Source organism: Saccharopolyspora sp. CA-218241, from assembly GCF_050954615.1.
GTDB classification, from domain to species: Bacteria; Actinomycetota; Actinomycetes; order Mycobacteriales; family Pseudonocardiaceae; genus Saccharopolyspora; species Saccharopolyspora cebuensis.
Genome location: NZ_CP191860.1, coordinates 2,290,003 through 2,307,569 on the forward strand (window position 1 = coordinate 2,290,003; position 17,567 = coordinate 2,307,569).

Consider the following 17,567-nt stretch of genomic DNA (forward strand, 5'->3'; position numbering starts at 1 on the left):
CACCGGGTGCCCTCCGCCGCCGCGGTCAGCCGCGCGCGGCCACGGCGGCGACCTCCTCGTCGGACAGCGCCCGGTCGAAGATCCGGACGTCGTCCACGTCGCCGCGCAGGAAGTCGACCGGCTGACCGCCGTACTGGCCGCGCCCGATCACCGTGCTGCCGCTGGACTCCCCGGCGAGGCAGGCGCTCTGCTGGGCGACCCGCTGACCGTCCACGAACAGCGAGAGGGTGCCGGAGGCCGCGTCGCGCACCCCGGTCAGGTGGTACCAGCGGCCCGGCTCGGGCTTGTCCGGGGACAGCGCGCGCAACCCGGCGAAGCTCATCGCCCACCGCTGGTCGGCGCCCGAGTACTGCAGGAAGAACGCGCTGTGGGAACCGGAGTCCTGGCTGACGACGGTCTGGAAGCCCCCGGCCGCCTCGTCCAGCCGGACCCAGGCCGAGACGGAGTAGCTGCCCGCCGTGTCGATCAACGCGGCACCGGTGTCGGCCTGCCCGTCGCCGCGGAAGGACAGCCCGCCGCCCTGGACCCCGGGCACCCGCTCGGCGTTGGTCAGCGCGGCGTCGGCCGAACCGGCGGAATCCACCGCCGTCGGGCCGGTGCCCTCGAACTCGTACCGGTGCACGCCGCCCAGCCCGGGGGTCCCGGGGTCCGGGGCGGGCGGTGCGGTGCGGCCGTCGGCGGTGCGCACGATCTCCTCGTTGATCGCCCGGACCCGGGCGAAGTCCATCTTCTCGACCCGCCGGTCGTAGGTGAAGAAGCCGTTGACCTCGTGCTCCACGTCGGTGATCTGGGTGTAGACGGCGCCGCTGATGCCGCACCGCTGCGCCGCGGTGAGCACGTCGCGCTGGTTCTCCACGTAGCGGCGGGTGAGGGTCGCCTTGTCCGGCGTCATCTCGTAGGCGTGGCCCTCGCCGAACCACATGTGGCCCTCGACCTCCAGGCCGAACCCGCCGTGCTCGCCGTCCATGGAGACCCGGTCGCCCTCCGGCTGGGGAGCAGCCGGTCCGACGTACTGGTGCCAGTCGATGACGTCGCCCTTCCCGGAATCACCGAGCGAATCGCAGCAGTTCACGCCGCTGTGCGCGTTGACCAGCCGGGTCGGGTCCTGCCGGGCGATCTCGTCGGCGATGCGGCCGGTGGCCTCGCGGGACCACTCGCCCCACCCCTCGTTGAACGGGACCCAGCCGATGATCGAGGTCCAGTCCTTCTTCTCCTCGACCAGTTCGTGCAGTTCGGCCTCGAACTGCCGCTGCGCCTCGACCGGCGGCCGGCCCGCGCCGGTGCGCATCGACGGCATGTCCTGCCAGACCAGCAGGCCGAGCCGGTCGGCGTGGTAGTACCACCGGTCGGGTTCGGTCTTGATGTGCTTGCGCACGGTGTTGAAGCCGAGCCGCTTGTGCTGCTCCAGGTCGAACCGCAGGGCCTCGTCGGTGGGAGCGGTGTAGATGCCGTCCGGCCAGTAGCCCTGGTCCAACGTGGACATGTGGAACAGGATCTCCCCGTTGAGGGTCATCCGGAGCTTGCCGTCCGCGCCGGTCGCCGTGCCGATCTCGCGCATCCCGACGTAGGAGGACACCCGGTCGACCGGACGGCCGCGGTCGCGCAGCACCACGTCGATGTCGTAGAGGAACGGCGATTCCGGCGACCACAGCTTGGCGTTCGGGACCGGGACCTCCATCGGCCGGTCGGCGGCGCCCACTGCGCGCCCGACCACCCGCCGGCCGTCCCGGACGACCACCTCCGCGCGCAGCCCCGCGGCGTTCCCGCCGGTGCGCACCGTCATGCCGAGCGTGGAGGTGTCGATGTCGGGCACCATGTCGAGCTCGACGACGTGGGCCGTCGGCACCGGTTCCATCCAGACCGTCTGCCAGATGCCGGACGCGCCCTCGTAGAAGATGCCGCGGTCGGGGACCAGGCGCTGCTTGCCCACCGGCTGCCAGGTCGCGTCGGTGCGGTCCTCGACGCCCACCACGATCTCCTGCTCGCCGCGCGGCCGCAGGGCGTCGGTGATGTCGGCGGAGAACGCGCCGTAGCCGCCGCGGTGGGTGGCCACCCGCTTCCCGTTGACCCACACCACGGCGTCGTAGTCCACGGCCCCGAAGTGGAGCTTCAGCGCGCGGCCGTGGTGGATCCGCCAGTCCGGTGGCACGGTGAACGTGCGCCGGTACCACATCCGGTCCTCGTGCCGCTGGATCCCGGACAGCGCCGATTCGATGGGGTAGGGGACCAGGACCCGCTCGCCCAGGCTCCGCCCGAAGGGCGGGGCCTCACCGGCTTCGGCGGCGGCGAATTCCCACGTGCCGTTGAGGTTCTGCCACTTCTCGCGGGTGAGCTGCGGGCGCGGGTACTCCGGCAGCGCGTTGTCCGGGGAGACCTGCGCGGTCCACGGCGTGGTCAGGGGTGGCTCGCCCATCCGCCAGACGGGTTCCTGCGCCGCGGCGACCGGTGTCGCCGCGGCGGTGAGCAGGGCCGCCGTGGTGATCGCGAGGGCGCTCAGGAGCTTCCGCGTCGTCCGCGGTCGAGTCGTCGAGGCTGGTGACACCATTGTCGGACACCCTTCTCCGGGGGGACCGCGCCGACGCCACAACGCCGGACGCGGCGCCTCGCTGGCGCGGTGCGGTCGTATTGAACGCGGAGCAGCCAACAAGTGTCAACGCAGACGCTCACAAGTCAACACTATTGCCGTACAAGTCCGCCCGATTCGGGCGTGATCTGCGTGGTGTTGTTCTGTTGTGTTCGCCGGGTCACTCCCACACGACGACGTTGCGCCGTACCGGGGCGCCCGCGTCGTTGGAGGCGAACAGCTCCGGGCTGCGGGCCCGGATGCGCTCGATGTCGGCGAAGACCTCGCGCAGGTGCCCGCGCATGGTGGCGCGGGCGCGCGGGACGTCGTGGTCCCGCACCGCGTGCAGGATCTCGGCGTGCTGCTCGACGAACGTCCCGGGGGAGGCGGCCTCGTAGAGCCCGAGGCGGCGGGCGCGGTCGAGGTGGCCCTTGGCCGACACGACGGTCGGCCACGCGCTCTCGTGGCCGGACAGCCGCAGCAGCAGGCGGTGGAACTCCTCGTCGAGCGCGAAGAACTCCTCGAGGTCGATCCCGGGTTCGCGCTGCCGGGCCTGGTTCTCCTCCAGGGCGGCGAGGACCTCGGGGTCGCGATCGCGGTGCAGGTCCTCCAGTGCCGCCAGCTCGACCGCCTCGCGCAGGAACTGCGCGTCGGCCACGCGCTGCGGGTCGACCCGGGACACGAACGTGCCGATCTGCGGGAACACCTGGACCAGGTCCTCTTCGGCCAGCAGCACGAGGCTCTCGCGCACCGGGGTGCGGCTCACGCCGAGGGACGCGGCGAGCTCGTTCTCCGACAGCGCCGTCCCGGGCGGCAGCTCCAGGGTCAGCACCTTGCGGCGCAGCGCCTCGTAGATGGCCCGCCTGCCGATGCGTCGCTTCGCCCCCTCCGCCACGGGCCCCACCTTACGGCTTGCTCCCGGCGCCGAGGTCACCCGAGGCGCCGGACCGGCCAACCCTTGACGCACTCCTCGAGGACTGCTTGTATACCAGCACTGGTACGCCAGCAACGTCCTCGAAGGAGCGGATCGCCGTGAGCACGATCGAGCGGGCCGAGGTGTTCGTCGCCTCCCCGGGCCGGAACTTCGTCACGCTGCGCGTGACCACCTCGGACGGGGTGACCGGCCTCGGGGACGCCACCCTCAACGGCCGCGAGCTCGCGGTGGCCGCCTACCTGCGCGACCACGTCGCGCCGCAGCTCGTCGGCCGGGACCCCGCACGCATCGAGGACACCTGGCAGTACCTGTACCGGGGTGCGTACTGGCGGCGCGGGCCGGTCACGATGACGGCGATCGCGGCCGTGGACACCGCGCTGTGGGACATCAAGGGCAAGGTCGCGGGCCTGCCCGTCTACCAGCTCCTCGGCGGTCGTTCCCGGGACGGCGTGCTGGTGTACTCGCACGCCAGCGGCACCGACGTGCCTGCGCTGCTCGACGACGTCGCCCGCTTCCGCGAGGCCGGTTACCGGGCGATCCGGGCCCAGGCCGCCGTGCCGGGGTCCGGCAGCTACGGGGTGCGCAAGGGCGCGATCTACGAGCCGGCGTCGGCCGCGGTGCCCGAGGAGCAGCTCTGGTCCACCGAGGCCTACCTGGACTTCGCCCCGACCTACCTGGAGGCGGTCCGGGAGCGCTTCGGCTTCGGCTTCCACCTGCTGCACGACGTCCACCACCGGCTCACCCCGATCGAGGCCGCGCGGTTGGGCAAGCGGGTCGAGGACTGCCGCCTGTTCTGGCTGGAGGACCCCACTCCCGCCGAGAACCAGGAGTCGTTCCGGCTGATCCGGCAGCACACCACCACGCCGATCGCCGTGGGCGAGGCGCTGAGCTCGATCTGGGACGTCGGGCACCTGATCACCGAACAGCTCGTCGACTACGTGCGGACCAGCGTCGTGCACGCCGGGGGCATCACCCACCTGCGCCGGATCTTCGACCTCGCCGCCCTGCACCAGGTCCGCACCGGATCGCACGGCGCGACCGACCTGTCCCCGGTCACCCTGGCGGCGGCCGTGCACCTGGACCTGGCCGTGCCGAACTTCGGCATCCAGGAGTACATGCCGCACGCGCCGGAGACGGCGGAGGTGTTCCGCGGCGGGGTGCGCTTCGAGGACGGGATGCTGCACCCGCCGGAAGCCCCGGGGCTCGGCGTGGAGTACGACGCCGAGGCGGCCGAGCGCTTCCCCTACGAGCCGCGCTCGCTGCCGGTGGCGCGGCGCCTGGACGGATCGGTGCACGACTGGTGAACCCGACGCTGAACCGCGCGGCCCTGCCCGCGCTTCCCGAAGCCTGCCGCCCGCTGGTCGATCCCGCGGAGCTGCGCCCGCGCATCGTCCACTTCGGACTGGGTGCGTTCCACCGGGCGCACCAGGCCGTCTACACCGAGGCCGCCGCGGCCCGCTCGGGCGAGCCCTGGGGCATCGTCGCCGTCGGACCGCGCTCCAGCGCGCCGATCGAGGACGCCCGCGCCCAGGACTGCCTGTTCTCGGTCACCGACCGGGTGCCGGGCGCGGGCCGGACCCGGGTGGTCGGCTCGGTGGTCGATGCCCTGCGGATGGGCCCGGACGCCGAGCGCATCGACGCGCTGCTGTCCTGCCCCGAGGTCACCGCGGTGACCCTGACCGTGACGGAGAAGGGCTACTCCCGCCTTCCGGGGACCGGAGCGCTCGATACCGCCGATCCCGGGATCGCCGCCGACCTGGCGGCCACCGCCGGCCGGGAACCGGTGCCGATGCGCACCGTCGTCGGCAGGCTGACCGCGTCCCTGGCCGCGCGGTTCCGCCGCTGCGGCGCGCCGATCACGGTCGTCTCCTGCGACAACGCCGCGGCCAACGGCACCGCGCTGGCGGCCGTGGTGCGTGGGTTCGCCGAATCCGCCGCCTGGCCGGACCGGGACCGGCTGCTCGACTGGCTGCGGGAGTCGGTGGCGTTCCCGGACTCGGTGGTGGACCGGATCGTGCCCGCGACCACCGACGAGGACCGGGACCGGGCGTCGCGGGCGCTCGGGGTGCGCGACGGGTCGGCGGTGCTCGGCGAGCCGTTCCGGCAGTGGGTCGTCCAGGACGCCTTCGCCGCGGACCGGCCGCCGTGGGAGCTCGACGGGGCGCTGCTGGTGACGGACGTGGCCCCGCACCAGCTGATGAAGCTGCGGCTGCTCAACGGCGCGCACTCGGCGCTGGCCTACCTCGGGCTGGCGGCGGGGTGCGCGACGGTGGCCGAGGTGATGCGCGCGGAGTGGGGTGAGCGGCTCGTGCGCCGGTTCACCGGCGAGGTCGCCGCCACCCTGCCCGCCGGGCTCGACGTCGCGGCCTACGTCGAGGACCTGGTCGCGCGGTTCGGCAACCCGGCGATCGCGCACCGCCTCCAGCAGATCGGTTCGGACGGTTCGCGGAAGGTCCCGGAGCGGTGGCTCGGCGGCCTGCGGGAACTGCGGGCGCGCGGGACCGCTGCGCCCGTGCTCGAACTCGCCCTCGGCGCCTGGGCCGACGCGACCCGGCCCGGGCAGCGCGGTGGGCAGGCGTTCGGCACCGCGGACCCGGCGCAGGCGGCGCTCGCGGAGTGCTGGGACGGTGCGGCGGGACCGGCGGAGGTGGTCGCCCGGCTGCTGACCGCGCTCGGCGCCGCCGACCTGGCCGAGGACGGTGACCTGGTGCGCTCGGTCGCCGCGCGGATGCCGGACGTGCGCGCGGGGCGGATCGACCTGTGACGAGGGGTTCACGAGGTCGCAGAACAGGCAACCACGTGCGGCGAAGGGGCTCACGATGACCGACAGCGCGCCGACGGCGCCGGGCGGGACCAGGACGACCAAGGACTTGAGCCGCGCCGCCGCGTCCGGCTGGCTCGGCACGGCCATGGAATTCATGGACTTCCAGCTGTACTCGCTGGCCGCCGCCACCGTCTTCAACCAGCTCTTCTTCCCCGACGTCAGCCCCGCCATCGGGCTGATCGCCTCGATGGCCACCTACGGCGTGGGCTACGTCGCGCGGCTCGCCGGTGCCGTCTACTTCGGGCGGATGGGCGACCGCATCGGCCGGAAGAAGGTCCTGTTCCTCACCATCCTGCTGATGGGCGGCTCGACCACGCTGATCGGCGTGCTGCCGACCTACGCGACCATCGGGATCGCGGCGCCGGTCCTGCTCGTCGCGCTCCGCCTGGTCCAGGGCTTCGGCGCCGGTGCCGAGATCGCGGGCGCCACCGTGATGCTCGTCGAGTACGCACCGGCGAGGCGGCGCGGGCTCATCGCCTCGCTGGTGGCCCTGGGCACCAACTCCGGCACGCTCGCCGCCTCCGGGCTGTGGGCGGTGCTGCTGGCGGTGCTGTCCGAGGAGCAACTGCTGAGCTGGGGCTGGCGGCTGCCGTTCCTGCTGAGCTTCGCCCTGCTGCTGCTCGCCGTGTGGATGCGCGCGCACCTCAAGGAGAGCCCGGTGTTCGAGGAGCGGGCCGACGTCGTCGACGGGGTCGCGGTGGCGCGGGCCGAGGTCGCGGCGACCGCGGGGAGCGGGCTGGAAGCGGGGCTGCGGCAGCGCAAGGGCAAGGCCTTCCTGCTGGCGCTGGGCCTGCGTTTCGGGCAGGCGGGCAACTCCGGGCTGATCCAGACCTTCCTCGTCGGCTACATCGCCACCAACCTCGCCGTGGCGGAGGCGGTGCCGACCAGCGCGCTGGTCTGGGGTTCGGTCCTCGGGTTCGCCGTGGTGCCCGCGGTGGGCGTGCTCGGGGACCGGTTCGGCCGCCGTCCGGTGTACCTGGCGCTGACCGCGTTGACGGTCGTGATCGCGGTGCCGATGATGGCCGTCATCGGCACCGGGCACCCGGTGGCCCTCAGCGCGGCGCTGGTCCTCGGCCTCAACATCGGGGTGCTCGGCCTGTTCTCGGTGGAGAGCGCCGCGATGGCGGAGCTGTTCGGCGCCCGGACGCGCCTGACCCAGCTCGCCGTGGCCAAGGAGATCGGCGGCACCCTCGCCACCGCCATCGGCCCGGTGCTGGCCGCCACGTTCACCGCCGTGACCGGGCACTGGTGGCCCATCGCGGCGATGCTCATCGCCTACTCGCTGATCACGTTCGTCTCGGCCTACTTCGCGCCGGAGACCCGCGGTCGTGACCTGGTCCGGTTGGAGGACGCCGCATGAGAGCCGCAGTCGCGCACGGCCCCGGTGATGTCCGCGTCGACCACCGACCCGACCCCGTGGCCGGGGAAGGCGAAGTGATGGTCGCGATGGAGTGGGGCGGGATCTGCGGGTCCGACGTGGCCTACTGGCGGCACGGCAGCTCCGGCACGGCCGCGCTCCGGCACCCGCTGGTGCTCGGCCACGAGGTCGCGGGACGCGTCGCGGCTCTCGGACCGGGTGTCACCGGGATCGAGGTCGGCAGGCCGGTCACCGTCCACCCGGCCGAGCCGGTCGGCCCGGAGCCGCTGCCCGAGCGGCTGGCCGGGCGGACCAACCTGCACGCGCGGGTCCGCTACTACGGATCGGCGGCGTTCGACCCGCACACCGACGGCGGCTTCAGTGAGCTCCGCGCGGTGCGCGCCGACCAGCTCCGGCCGTTGCCCGACGGCGTGTCGACCAGGCGGGGCGCCCTGGCGGAGCCGCTGGCGGTGGCCCTGCACGCGGTGCACCGCGCCGGGGACGTGTCCGGCCGGACGGTGCTGGTCAACGGGACCGGGCCGATCGGTGCGCTGGTCGTGGCCGCGGCCAAGCACCGGGGGGCGGCGCGGGTGATCGCCGCCGACCCGGCGGATCCGGCGCTGCGGATCGCCGAGCGGCTCGGCGCCGACGAGGTGCGGCGGCTCGGCGCGGGCGAGCCCCTGCCCCAGGACGTCGAGCTGGTCTTCGAGGCATCTGGAGCACCCGGCGCGCTCGGACCGGTGCTGCGGGCGACGGCGCGCGGCGGGACGCTGGTCCAGGTCGGCAACCTGCCGGGCGCCCCGGCGCCCGCCGCGCTCGGCGACCTGGTGACCCGCGAGATCACCTGGCTCGGTTCCTACCGCTTCGTCGACGAGATCACCGACGCGCTCGCCGCGCTGCGCGACGGGCTGGACGTCGATCCGCTCATCACGCACACCTTCGCCCTCGGCGATGCGGCCGAGGCCCTCGCGGTCGCCGCCGATCCCGCCAGCGGCAAGGTCCTGCTCCGGCTGGACGGCTCGCGGCCCTGACTCCGGGCGGTACGTCGAGGGGGACGGGTTCCGCCGCGCGGGAATGGTGCGGAGTGCGGTTCGTCCGCGGTGGCGGAGCCGTTCGCCCAGGCCCGGTGATCCGCACCGCTGGAAGCCCCGGCGAGGGCTCCGGCACCGGGTACGAGGTGCTGCTCGCCGACGGCGGCTGGCCTTCCGGGCACCGGTCGGCGTGACCCGGGACCTCGGGTGTTGGACGCCGCTGCCCCGCTGGGGCGGTCGCGGCCCTTCCAGGCCGGAGTGCGATCCCTCCCTTGCGCCGCGCCGGCTCCCACGTCTAAGCTTAATGAAAACGAATGTCGTTTTCAGGAGGAGCGCATGGGAGTCGTACGCCAAGTGGTCGGGGACCGAGGTTCCCGGGTGCGCCCGGGCGCGCGGGCGGTGGCCCCCTGATGGCCGCCACCGACGCGCGCCCGGTGATCAAGCTCCGCTCCACCGCGGGCACCGGATTCACCTACGTGACCCGCAAGAACCGCCGCAACGATCCGGACCGGCTCCGGTTGCGGAAGTACGACCCGGTGGTGCGCAGACACGTGGAGTTCCGCGAGGAGCGCTGAACCGGAGCGGGCGCCGACGGGCGCTCGCCGACGACGAGGAGGACGACGATGAAGGTGCGGAAGTCGCTGCGGTCGCTGAAGGACAAGCCCGGCGCCCAGGTCGTCCGACGGCACGGCAAGGTCTTCGCCATCAACAAGAAGAACCCGCGCTACAAGGCCCGGCAGGGTTGAGACGACGGGCAGCGCCCCGCGGGCCCGGGGCGCTGCCCGCGCCCGCCGGTGCCGACGCGATGGCGGACGTCTCGCGCTGCGGGGCGGCTGCGCTGCCGGAACCGGGCGGATCATCTCCGCGCGGCTAGGATCGCCGGACGGCGCGGCGATCGCGCTCGGCCGCACCGCGAGGAGTCGCCCGATGGAGGACCTGGCCCGGCGCTGCACCGTGGTGCACCCGGACGGCTCCCGCGAGCGGATCGACTGCCCGCCCCACGCCTCGCCCTGGCTGGACGTGGGCGAGGTGCTCTCGCTGCTCGTGGGTGCGGTCGTGGTGGTCGTCGGCGTGGTCGTGCTGGTGCGATCGGGCGGACTCCGGCGCCCGGACCCGGAGCTGCCCGGCCGCGCTCTGCCGGACTCGCTGCGCCCCGTCCTGGGGACGAGCCTGGTGGTCGTGGCCCTCGGCGGTGTCGCCTACCTGCTCCAGCGCGGCGGCGCGCTCGGCCTCGGGACCGCGGCGCATTCGGGCGTCTTCTTCGCCCTCCACTCCGCGCTCGCGTGCGGGGTCCTCGTCCGCACCCTCCTGCGGCGCCTCGGCGTGGCGCGGCTCGCCGGTGCCGCGGGGCTGTGCGCCGGCGTGGCGGTGCTCGGTTCCCTGGCCTGGACCCTCCACCTCTGGTGAGCGCGGTCAGCGCGCGGCTCTCGCCGGGGCGGCTGGGACGGGCTGCGGCTGCTCGTCGCCGATCAGGTCGGCGCAGGCCGCGTCGAGCTGATCGCGCAGGCCGGAGGTGTCCGGGGCGAGCGCGGTCACCAGGCACCCCCGCCCGGCCAGCGGCATCGTCGCGGCCGCGTTTCCTGCGATGCGGGGGCCTTCGGGGAGGGCGGGGTCGACCAGCAGCAGCGAGCCGAGGCACGGGTGGTCGGCCGCGACGGCGGGACCGCTCCACCCGGAGGACGGCGTGCCCAGGACGAGTTCCTGGTCGTGCAGGGGCCGGTCGCCGACGGTGACCCGGAGCCGCTGCGCCAGCGCGCCCGGCGCTTCGCCGTGCCGACCGAGCAGCACCTCCTCCCGCAGCAGCAGGCGCGCTTCGGGGTCCAGGTGGACGTGGACCTCGGTGCGGTGCGAGCAACCCCGCGCCGCGATCACCAGCTGCGGCAGCCAGGCGAGGGTGGCGCCCGCGCCCACCCGGACGTCCACCCGGATGCTCGACCGCTCGCCCCGCGGACCCGGCAGCAGCAGGGTCGGGGAAACCTCGCCGAGGAGGAGCGCGCTGCCCGGCCCCACGACGACCTCCAGGTGCAGCGCGTCCCCGCCCACCGGACCGGCCGCCGCGGCGGCGAGGTGCAGCCGGGCCGGGTCCGCGCCCCGGGACGCCCACGCGCTGATCACGTCCCGGCGCAGCGGCGCGGTGGTGCGCAGCATCAGCGGCCACTCCGACCGCAGGGTCCGCACGCGGGTGCGCCCCCGTCCGCCGGACGAGGCGTCGTGTTCGGTGCCGAGCCGGGCACGGGCGCGCACGGTCCGGTGCCCTCAGGCGGCCAGCCGGGTGCGCACCCAGGCGGTGATCTCCGCGGCCGCCGGGTCGTCGACCAGCGACAGGAAGCGCACCGGGAGCTCGCCGCGCACCGCGGTCGCGTCCCGCTCCATCACCGAGAGGTCGGCCCGCACCTGCTCGGCCAGGTCGGTCTTGTTGATGACCAGCAGGTCCGCGGTGCTCACGCCGGGCCCGCCCTTGCGCGGCACCTTGTCCCCGCCGGCCACGTCGACGACGAAGATCTGGTGGTGCACCAGCCCGCGGCTGAAGGTGGCGGTCAGGTTGTCCCCACCGCTTTCCACCAGCAGCAGGTCGAGCGGGGACAGCTCGCGTTCGAGGTCCTCGATCGCCTCCAGGTTCGCGGAGATGTCGTCGCGGATGGCGGTGTGCGGGCAGCACCCGGTCTCCACCGCACGGACCCGCCGGGCGGGCAGAACTCCGTTGCGGAGCAGGAAATCGGCGTCCTCGGTGGTGTAGATGTCGTTGGTCACCACCGCCAGCCGCAGGTCATCGGCGAAGGCCCGGCACAGCGCGGCGACGAGGGCGGTCTTGCCGGAGCCGACCGGTCCGCCCAGCCCGATCCGGAGGGGCTGCCCCGGGGTGCGGGGCAACGTCGGCTGCGGGCCGGTGTGCTCGTGGTGGTCAGGACGCAAAGAGACGCACCTCCCAGGTGGCGTGGTCCTCGGCGGAGATGTCGAGCATGGGCGCGCTCAGCGCAGGCAGGTCCCGCGGCGGGGTGCGGGCCGAACCGGCCGCGGCGTCGGCCAGTTCCTCCAGCAGCGGCCCGAGCCGGGCCAGCGCCGCGTGCACCGCGAACGGGTCGAGCCCCAGCAGGCGCACCGCCGCGGTGGCGGGCCCGGTCACCGCTTCGTGCAGCGCGGCGACGGCCGCGGTGCGCGGTCCGAGTCCGAAAACCCGGGCGCTCGCGCCGAGCGCGATCGGTTGGTGCGGGCCGTGCGGCCACGCCGCGGCGAGCGCGTCCAGGGCGGCGTCGGGGCGGACCGCACGGGCGGCGCGGAGCAGCTGGCGGCCCAGCGCCCGCGAGGCCGCGCGCAGTGCCGGTGCGGGGGTGCGCGCGTCCAGCTCGGCGTCGAGTCCGTCGCACTCGTCGGCCGTTCCGCGTGCCAGGGCGGCGCACGTCGCGGCGGTGAACGCCGCCGACGTGCACCCGGCAGTGGCCGCGCGCCCCCGCAGGAACGCCTCCAGCGTGGGAACGTCGTGCACCCGACCGGCGGCGGCTGCGGCTTCGAACCCGCCCGAGTGGGCGTGGCCACCGGTGGGGAAGCGGCCGTCGGCCAGCAGCACCAGCGCGAAAAGGCCCGGGCTGCCTGGCGAACCGGTCGACATGGGCGCGTCCTTTCCAGCCGGTCAGAACAGGAGGTAGCGCTGGGCCATCGGCAGTTCGTCCACCGGCTCGTGGTCGACGACCTGGCCGTCGATGCGCACGGTGAACGTGTCCGGGTCCACCTCGATGGACGGCGTCGCGTCGTTCTCGGGCAGGTCCGCCTTGCTGCGGCCGCGCACGTCCTGCACCGGGACCAGCTCCCGATCGACGTCGAGCCGGTCGGCGAGCCCGTCCTCGATCGCGGCCGGGGCGACGAAGGCCACGCTGGTGGCCGCGGCCGCCCTGGTGTGCACGTTGTAGCCCAGCCGCGGGAGCATCGGCTGCGGCGTCGGCACGGCGGCACCGGGGTCGCCGAGCAGCGCCGAGACCGCCATGCCCGACTTGTACACCGCCGTGGGCCGAATCCCGAACACGGCCGGTTCCCAGAGCACGAAGTCGGCCAGCTTGCCCGGTTCGATGGAACCCACCTCGCGTTCGAGCCCGTGGATGACCGCGGGCACGATGGTGTACTTGGCGACGTAGCGGCGCGCGCGGTTGTTGTCGGCCCGGACGTCGCCCGGCAGCGAGCCGAACCGCCGCTTCATCACGTGCGCGGTCTGCCAGGTGCGCCGCACCACCTCGCCGAGCCGCCCCATCGCCTGCGCGTCCGAGGACATCGCCGAGATCGCCCCCATGTCCTGCAGGACGTCCTCGGCGGCCATCGTGGAGGCGCGCACCCTGCTCTCGGCGAAGGCCAGCTCCGCGGGCACCCGCGGGTTAAGGTGGTGGGCGATCAGGCAGATGTCGAGCTGCTCGTCGGCGGTGTTGACGGTGAACGGCCTGGTCGGCGTCGTGGAGGAGGGCAGCACGTGCGGTTCCGCGGCGATCCGGATGATGTCCGGCGCGTGGCCGCCACCGGCGCCCTCGGTGTGGAAGGCGTGGAAGTTGCGCCCGGCCACGGTGCGCAGGAGGTCCTCGACGAAGCCCGCCTCGTTGAGGGTGTCGCTGTGGATGGCGACCTGGACCCCGGCGGCGTCGGCGACGGTGAGCGCGGCGTCGATCGTGGTCGGGGTGGCGCCCCAGTCCTCGTGGCACTTGAACCCGGCCATCCCGGAGCGCAGCTGCTCCCACAGCGCCTCCTCGGACACCGTGCTGCCCCGCCCCAGGAACAGCACGTTCAGCGGCCACGGGTCGAATCCCTCCAGCATGCGCCGCATCCACCACCCGGCCGGGGTCGCCAACGCCGCCTTGGATCCGTCGGTCGGGCCGGTCCCGCCGCCGACCACGGTCGTCGTCCCGGATTCCAGCGCCACCACCGACATGTCGGGGGAGACGAAGTGCACGTGCGTGTCCACCGTCCCCGCGGTCATGATGAGACCGCTGCCGTTGACCATCTCGGTGGCCGGGCCGACGACCAGGTCCGGGTGCACGCCGTCCATGATGTCCGGGTTGCCGGACTTGCCGACGGCCACGATGCGCCCGTCCCGGACGCCGACGTCGGCCTTGACCACGCCCCAGTGGTCCAGCACCACGACGCCGCCGATCACCAGGTCCGGCGTCCCCTCGGCGCGGGTGGCGTGGGACTGGCCCTGGGATTCGCGCCCGGACTTGCCGCCGCCGAAGACCGTTTCGTCGCCGCCGACGCAGCGGTCCTCCTCCACTTCGACGAACAGGTCGGTGTCGGCCAGCCGCAGCCGGTCACCGGTCGTCGGACCCAGCGATGCCACGTACTCCCGGCGTTCGACCTCAGCCATCGAGGGCACCTCCGGCCTCGCCGCGCAGACCGCGCACGATCCGCCGCCCGACGAAGGGGACCAGCTCCACCTCCACCGTCGCGCCCGGGTCGAACCGCACCATGCCACCGGCCAGCATGTTCAGCCGGTGCCCCCACGCGGCCTCCCGGTCGAACTCCAGCGCCGGGTTCACCTCGGCGAAGTGGTAGTGCGATCCCACGCTGACCGGGCGGTCCGCGGTGTTGACCACGCGCAGCGACCGCACGGGGCGGCCTTCGTTGATCCGCACCGGTTCCTCGGCGTAGCGGATCTGCCCCGGGGCCCCGGCCGACTCGCTCGACTCGGCGCCGGGCTGCACCAGTCCGGTGTTCGCGCCCTTGCCGGTGCCGGGAGCGGCTTCCTTGCCGGTGCCCGCTCGAGGTCGTTCCTGGATCATTGGATCGGCTCCTCCACGGCGAGCAGCTTCGTGCCATCGGGGAAGGTCGCTTCCACTTGGACCTGGGGCAGCATCTCGGCGACCCCGGCCATCACCTCGTCGCGGCCCAGGACACCCCGAGCCGCTTCCTGGAGGTCGACCTTCCCCATCCCGTCACGCGCCCCCTCCAGCAGGAAGGACGTGATCACCGCGGTGGCCTCGGGCAGGTTCAGCCGCACGCCGCGGTCCCGGCGTTCGAGCGCCAGCTTGGCCGCGGTGTAGACCATCAAGCGTTCCCGCTCCTGCAGGCTCAGCAGCATCGCCACCTCCACAACACCCGCCGCCGGGACCGGACCGGTCCGGTGCGGCCACCGTCGCAGCGAACCCCGGCCGACGCCAGTCGATCCCCGTCCGCCGGTTCAGCGCAGGACCCGGGTGCCGGGCACCGTCAGCGGTGGTGGGTGGGCGGGCTGCTACGACGAGCTCGCGCAGTCGTTCGCGCTCGGGAGCAACCGGACCGGGCCGGACTTCGGCATGGAGTCCATGGTGGACACCATCGCCGGTCCCGGGGTCGCTGCTCACCTTCGTCGGCGAGCGGATGCGGGTCGGCTGGTGCGGACCCCGGTGGTCGATCCGGTGCCGCTGCACCCGTGGTCGGTCGGGTGGCGCTCCGGCAACCGGCACCCCGGGTTGCCCGACCCCGCGGCGCCGTGGTGATCACCGCCGCGGCGGGTTCACCGGTTCGTACTGGTGCTCGGGGCGTCCGCTGGCGCCGTAGCGCAGGGAGACCACCGCCCTGCCGTCGCGGGCGAGCCCGGCGAGGTAGCGCTGCGCGGTGGCGCGGGCGATGCCGAGGGCCTCGGCGATCTCGGTCGCCGAGCGCGGCCGGTCGGCGGCGTGCAGGGCGTCCACCACGAGCTGGGTGGTGATGGTGGACTGGCCCTTGGGGTTGCCCGGCTGGTCGCCGTCGTGCAGCAACCGCATCGCCCGGTCGATCTCCTCCTGCCCGACCTGGCCGCCGTCCTCCGGCAGGCGGGCGCGGAACCGGGCGTAGGCGGTGAGGCGGGCCGCCAGCTGCTCCGCGCTGAACGGCTTGACCAGGTAGTTCAGCGCCCCGGCGGCGAGGGCGGCGCGCACCGTGGCCGGGTCGCTGGCCGCGGTGAGCATGATGGTGTCCACCTCCAGCCCGGCCAGCAGCGCCACGCCGGGCCCGTCCGGGAGGTAGTTGTCCAGCAGCACCAGCTCCGGCGCGCGCTGGGCGACGAGGTCGCGGGCCTCCGCCGCCGAGTGCGCGATCCCGACCGTCCGGAACCCGGCCACCCCGTCGGTGAACTCCGCGTGGACCTGCGCCACCCGGAAGTCGTCCTCCACCACCAGCACGCGGATCACCGCGCCACCCCTTCCGCATCCGATGGGACTTCCAGCGCGTCGGGCAGCCGCGCCACGAACAGTGCGCCGCCGGTCGTGCCGCCGGGATCGGCCAGCCGCAGGTCACCGCCCAGGCTGCGGGCCGACTGGCGGGCCAGCGCCAGGCCCATGCCCCGCTCCCCGCCCTTGGTGCTGATGCCCTGGGCGAACACCTCGTCCCGCGCCCGCTCGGCCACGCCGTCGCCGCTGTCGAGCACCGAGACGTGCAGCGCGGTGCCCTCGGACAGCAGGTCGACCTCCACCCGGGCCGGTCGCCGGGCCCCGACCTGGGCGGCTTCGCAGGCGTTGTCCACCAGGTTGCCGAGCACGGTGAGCACCTCCACGGGGGCCGCCACCGGCGTCTCGACCCAGCTCGTCTCGCCGAGCACCAGTTCGACGCCCCGCTCCAGCGCGCCCGCCTTCTTCGCGGCGAGGAACGAGGCGAGGTAGGGATCGCGGACCGCGTCGGCGGCCGGACCGAGCCCGGCGACCGTGCCGGTGGACAGCGCGTGCAGGTAGTCCACCGCTTCCTGGTGGTGCCCGGTCTGCAGCAGCCCGGACAGCACGTGCAGGCGGTTGCTGAACTCGTGCCGCTGGGCGCGCAGCACGTCGGTGGTGCCGCGCACCGCCTCCAGCTCGCGGCTCAGCGCCTCCAGGTCGGTGCGGTCGCGCAGGGTCAGCACCGAGCCGAGGTCCGCGCCGCCGCGCCGCACGACCCGGTGGTTGGCCACCAGCACCCGCGGCCCGACGACCGCGATCACGTGGTCCAGCGGTTGCCGGGCGGTGATCGCCTCCCGCAGCCGGGGCGGCAGGTCGAGGTCGTCGAGCGGCGCGCCGGGGGACGCGGCGGGGCCGAGCAGCCGCTGCGCCTCGCCGTTGGCCAGCGAGATCCGGCCGGCCGCCACCGCGAGCACCCCTTCGCCGATCCCGTGCAGCACCGCCTCCCGCTGCCGCAGCAGCTCGGCGAGCTCGTGCGGTTCCAGGCCGAGGGTGCGCCGCTTGAGCAGCCGCACCAGCAGCGCGGAGCCCGCGATGCCGACCAGCAGCGCCCCACCGGTGAGCGCGGCGGAGGTGCCCAGCAGGCGCAGGAAGGCGGTGTCGATGTCCTGGGCGTCGAACCCCACGCTGACCTGGCCGACGATCCGGCCGCCCGGTTCCCGCAGCGGGACCTTGCCCCGCGCGGAGGGGCCGAGGGTGCCGCGCTGCACGTCCACCACCTCGCGACCGGCCAGTGCGGCGGGATCGGTGCTCACCGGTTCGCCGATCTGCTCCGGGTCGGGGTGCGAGAGCCGGATCCCGCCGCGGTCGGCGACCACGATGAACAGCGCCCCGGTGGCCTGCCGGACGCGCTGGGCCCGGTCGCGGACCAGTCCGGCCGGGTCGCCCGCGGCGGTGGCGCGCGCGAGGTCCGGGTCCGCGGCGACCGCGCGGGCCACGCCCAGCGCCCGCTGGCCGTACTGCTCGACGAGGCTGCGGTCCAGGAGCGTGGCGGCGAGGACGAACCCGACGCCGGTGACCAGGGCGACCAGGCCGACCTGCAACGCGAGCACCTGCCGCGCGAACCGCGGGGGACGACGTGCCACGCGCCGACGGTACCTCGGGAGCGAAACGCGCAAAACGCGGCGAACGCGGACTACGCGGACAACGTCGGCAAGTCTCCCCAGCCCGGCCCGCAGCACCTACGGTTCCGCGGAACGCAACACCGCTGTAACGCCGACC

At 74.3% G+C, this 17,567-nt stretch carries 18 protein-coding genes; 8 read left to right on the top strand and 10 right to left on the bottom strand.

Going from position 1 to position 17,567, the window contains the following annotated elements; translation table 11 throughout:
* Nucleotides 1-25 precede the first annotated feature (25 nt).
* Both ACQP0T_RS11160 and ACQP0T_RS11165 read right to left on the bottom strand, forming a co-directional pair.
* Entirely contained in the window at nucleotides 26-2,545 is a 2,520-nt protein-coding gene (locus ACQP0T_RS11160) for a LamG-like jellyroll fold domain-containing protein (RefSeq protein WP_433872740.1), read from the bottom strand.
* Nucleotides 2,546-2,744: 199 nt separating this feature from the next.
* Complete coding sequence (locus ACQP0T_RS11165) at nucleotides 2,745-3,458, bottom strand: GntR family transcriptional regulator (protein ID WP_433872741.1); 714 nt, start codon at nucleotides 3,456-3,458, stop codon at nucleotides 2,745-2,747.
* Nucleotides 3,459-3,595: 137 nt separating this feature from the next.
* Here ACQP0T_RS11165 and manD point away from each other — a divergent pair, with 137 nt between their 5' ends.
* The 7 genes from manD to ACQP0T_RS11200 all read left to right on the top strand — a co-directional run bounded on the left by manD (nucleotide 3,596) and on the right by ACQP0T_RS11200 (nucleotide 10,116).
* Nucleotides 3,596-4,801 (top strand): D-mannonate dehydratase ManD, encoded by a 1,206-nt coding sequence (manD, locus tag ACQP0T_RS11170; protein WP_433872742.1) that lies wholly within the window; start codon nucleotides 3,596-3,598, stop codon nucleotides 4,799-4,801.
* Nucleotides 4,798-6,261, top strand: coding sequence for a mannitol dehydrogenase family protein (locus ACQP0T_RS11175; RefSeq protein ID WP_433872744.1), 1,464 nt, complete (start codon nucleotides 4,798-4,800; stop codon nucleotides 6,259-6,261). Before manD ends, ACQP0T_RS11175 begins: the two co-directional genes overlap by 4 nt.
* Before the next feature lie 55 nt (nucleotides 6,262-6,316).
* The gene (locus ACQP0T_RS11180) at nucleotides 6,317-7,681 is read left to right on the top strand and encodes an MFS transporter (protein WP_433872745.1); all 1,365 of its coding nucleotides are present in this window, start codon (nucleotides 6,317-6,319) and stop codon (nucleotides 7,679-7,681) included.
* Nucleotides 7,678-8,709 (top strand): L-idonate 5-dehydrogenase, encoded by a 1,032-nt coding sequence (locus ACQP0T_RS11185; protein WP_433872746.1) that lies wholly within the window; start codon nucleotides 7,678-7,680, stop codon nucleotides 8,707-8,709. Before ACQP0T_RS11180 ends, ACQP0T_RS11185 begins: the two co-directional genes overlap by 4 nt.
* A 410-nt stretch (nucleotides 8,710-9,119) precedes the next feature.
* Entirely contained in the window at nucleotides 9,120-9,284 is a 165-nt protein-coding gene (rpmG, locus tag ACQP0T_RS11190; protein ID WP_433872748.1) for a 50S ribosomal protein L33, read from the top strand.
* Between the two features lie 48 nt (nucleotides 9,285-9,332).
* Entirely contained in the window at nucleotides 9,333-9,455 is a 123-nt protein-coding gene (gene ykgO / locus ACQP0T_RS11195; RefSeq protein ID WP_433872750.1) for a type B 50S ribosomal protein L36, read from the top strand.
* A gap of 181 nt (nucleotides 9,456-9,636) precedes the next feature.
* Nucleotides 9,637-10,116, top strand: coding sequence for a hypothetical protein (locus ACQP0T_RS11200; RefSeq protein ID WP_433872752.1), 480 nt, complete (start codon nucleotides 9,637-9,639; stop codon nucleotides 10,114-10,116).
* A 6-nt stretch (nucleotides 10,117-10,122) separates the two neighbouring features.
* On the opposite strand, the gene ACQP0T_RS11205 is transcribed toward ACQP0T_RS11200, so the two are convergent.
* The 6 genes from ACQP0T_RS11205 to ACQP0T_RS11230 form a co-directional block, all read right to left on the bottom strand.
* Nucleotides 10,123-10,953: an urease accessory protein UreD gene (locus ACQP0T_RS11205; protein ID WP_433872753.1), complete on the bottom strand. Its 831-nt coding sequence runs from the start codon at nucleotides 10,951-10,953 to the stop codon at nucleotides 10,123-10,125.
* Nucleotides 10,954-10,965: 12 nt separating this feature from the next.
* The gene (gene ureG, locus ACQP0T_RS11210; protein WP_433872755.1) at nucleotides 10,966-11,622 is read right to left on the bottom strand and encodes an urease accessory protein UreG; all 657 of its coding nucleotides are present in this window, start codon (nucleotides 11,620-11,622) and stop codon (nucleotides 10,966-10,968) included.
* On the bottom strand, nucleotides 11,612-12,316 hold the full coding sequence (locus tag ACQP0T_RS11215) for an urease accessory protein UreF (RefSeq protein ID WP_433872757.1): 705 nt from the start codon (nucleotides 12,314-12,316) through the stop codon (nucleotides 11,612-11,614). The genes ureG and ACQP0T_RS11215 overlap by 11 nt, the downstream gene beginning before the upstream one ends.
* Nucleotides 12,317-12,337: 21 nt before the next feature.
* Nucleotides 12,338-14,047: an urease subunit alpha gene (locus ACQP0T_RS11220; RefSeq protein WP_433872759.1), complete on the bottom strand. Its 1,710-nt coding sequence runs from the start codon at nucleotides 14,045-14,047 to the stop codon at nucleotides 12,338-12,340.
* Nucleotides 14,040-14,384 carry an urease subunit beta gene (locus ACQP0T_RS11225; RefSeq protein WP_345364277.1) on the bottom strand — a complete coding sequence of 115 codons (345 nt, stop codon included), beginning with the start codon at nucleotides 14,382-14,384 and terminating at the stop codon, nucleotides 14,040-14,042. The genes ACQP0T_RS11220 and ACQP0T_RS11225 overlap by 8 nt, the downstream gene beginning before the upstream one ends.
* 74 nt (nucleotides 14,385-14,458) lie before the next feature.
* Complete coding sequence (locus ACQP0T_RS11230; protein ID WP_345364279.1) at nucleotides 14,459-14,761, bottom strand: urease subunit gamma; 303 nt, start codon at nucleotides 14,759-14,761, stop codon at nucleotides 14,459-14,461.
* 115 nt (nucleotides 14,762-14,876) lie between these two features.
* Between ACQP0T_RS11230 and ACQP0T_RS11235 the strand changes: the two genes are divergently transcribed.
* Entirely contained in the window at nucleotides 14,877-15,158 is a 282-nt protein-coding gene (locus tag ACQP0T_RS11235) for a hypothetical protein (RefSeq protein WP_433872760.1), read from the top strand.
* On the opposite strand, the gene ACQP0T_RS11240 is transcribed toward ACQP0T_RS11235, so the two are convergent.
* Nucleotides 15,159-15,830 carry a response regulator gene (locus tag ACQP0T_RS11240; protein WP_433872762.1) on the bottom strand — a complete coding sequence of 224 codons (672 nt, stop codon included), beginning with the start codon at nucleotides 15,828-15,830 and terminating at the stop codon, nucleotides 15,159-15,161.
* A complete protein-coding gene (locus ACQP0T_RS11245) occupies nucleotides 15,827-17,431 on the bottom strand; it encodes an ATP-binding protein (protein ID WP_433872764.1) in 1,605 nt (534 codons plus the stop codon). The genes ACQP0T_RS11240 and ACQP0T_RS11245 overlap by 4 nt, the downstream gene beginning before the upstream one ends.
* Between the last annotated feature and the right edge of the window lie 136 nt (nucleotides 17,432-17,567).

What these genes read in the sequence shown, in the direction of transcription:
- ACQP0T_RS11160 (WP_433872740.1), bottom strand. Translation starts at nt 2,545, where the DNA reads ATGGTGTCACCAGCCTCGACGACTCGACCGCGGACGACGCGGAAGCTC.
- ACQP0T_RS11180 (WP_433872745.1), top strand. Translation starts at nt 6,317, where the DNA reads ATGACCGACAGCGCGCCGACGGCGCCGGGCGGGACCAGGACGACCAAG.
- ACQP0T_RS11185 (WP_433872746.1), top strand. Translation starts at nt 7,678, where the DNA reads ATGAGAGCCGCAGTCGCGCACGGCCCCGGTGATGTCCGCGTCGACCAC.
- rpmG (WP_433872748.1), top strand. Translation starts at nt 9,120, where the DNA reads ATGGCCGCCACCGACGCGCGCCCGGTGATCAAGCTCCGCTCCACCGCG.
- ykgO (WP_433872750.1), top strand. Translation starts at nt 9,333, where the DNA reads ATGAAGGTGCGGAAGTCGCTGCGGTCGCTGAAGGACAAGCCCGGCGCC.
- ACQP0T_RS11200 (WP_433872752.1), top strand. Translation starts at nt 9,637, where the DNA reads ATGGAGGACCTGGCCCGGCGCTGCACCGTGGTGCACCCGGACGGCTCC.
- ACQP0T_RS11215 (WP_433872757.1), bottom strand. Translation starts at nt 12,316, where the DNA reads ATGTCGACCGGTTCGCCAGGCAGCCCGGGCCTTTTCGCGCTGGTGCTG.
- ACQP0T_RS11220 (WP_433872759.1), bottom strand. Translation starts at nt 14,047, where the DNA reads ATGGCTGAGGTCGAACGCCGGGAGTACGTGGCATCGCTGGGTCCGACG.
- ACQP0T_RS11230 (WP_345364279.1), bottom strand. Translation starts at nt 14,761, where the DNA reads ATGCTGCTGAGCCTGCAGGAGCGGGAACGCTTGATGGTCTACACCGCG.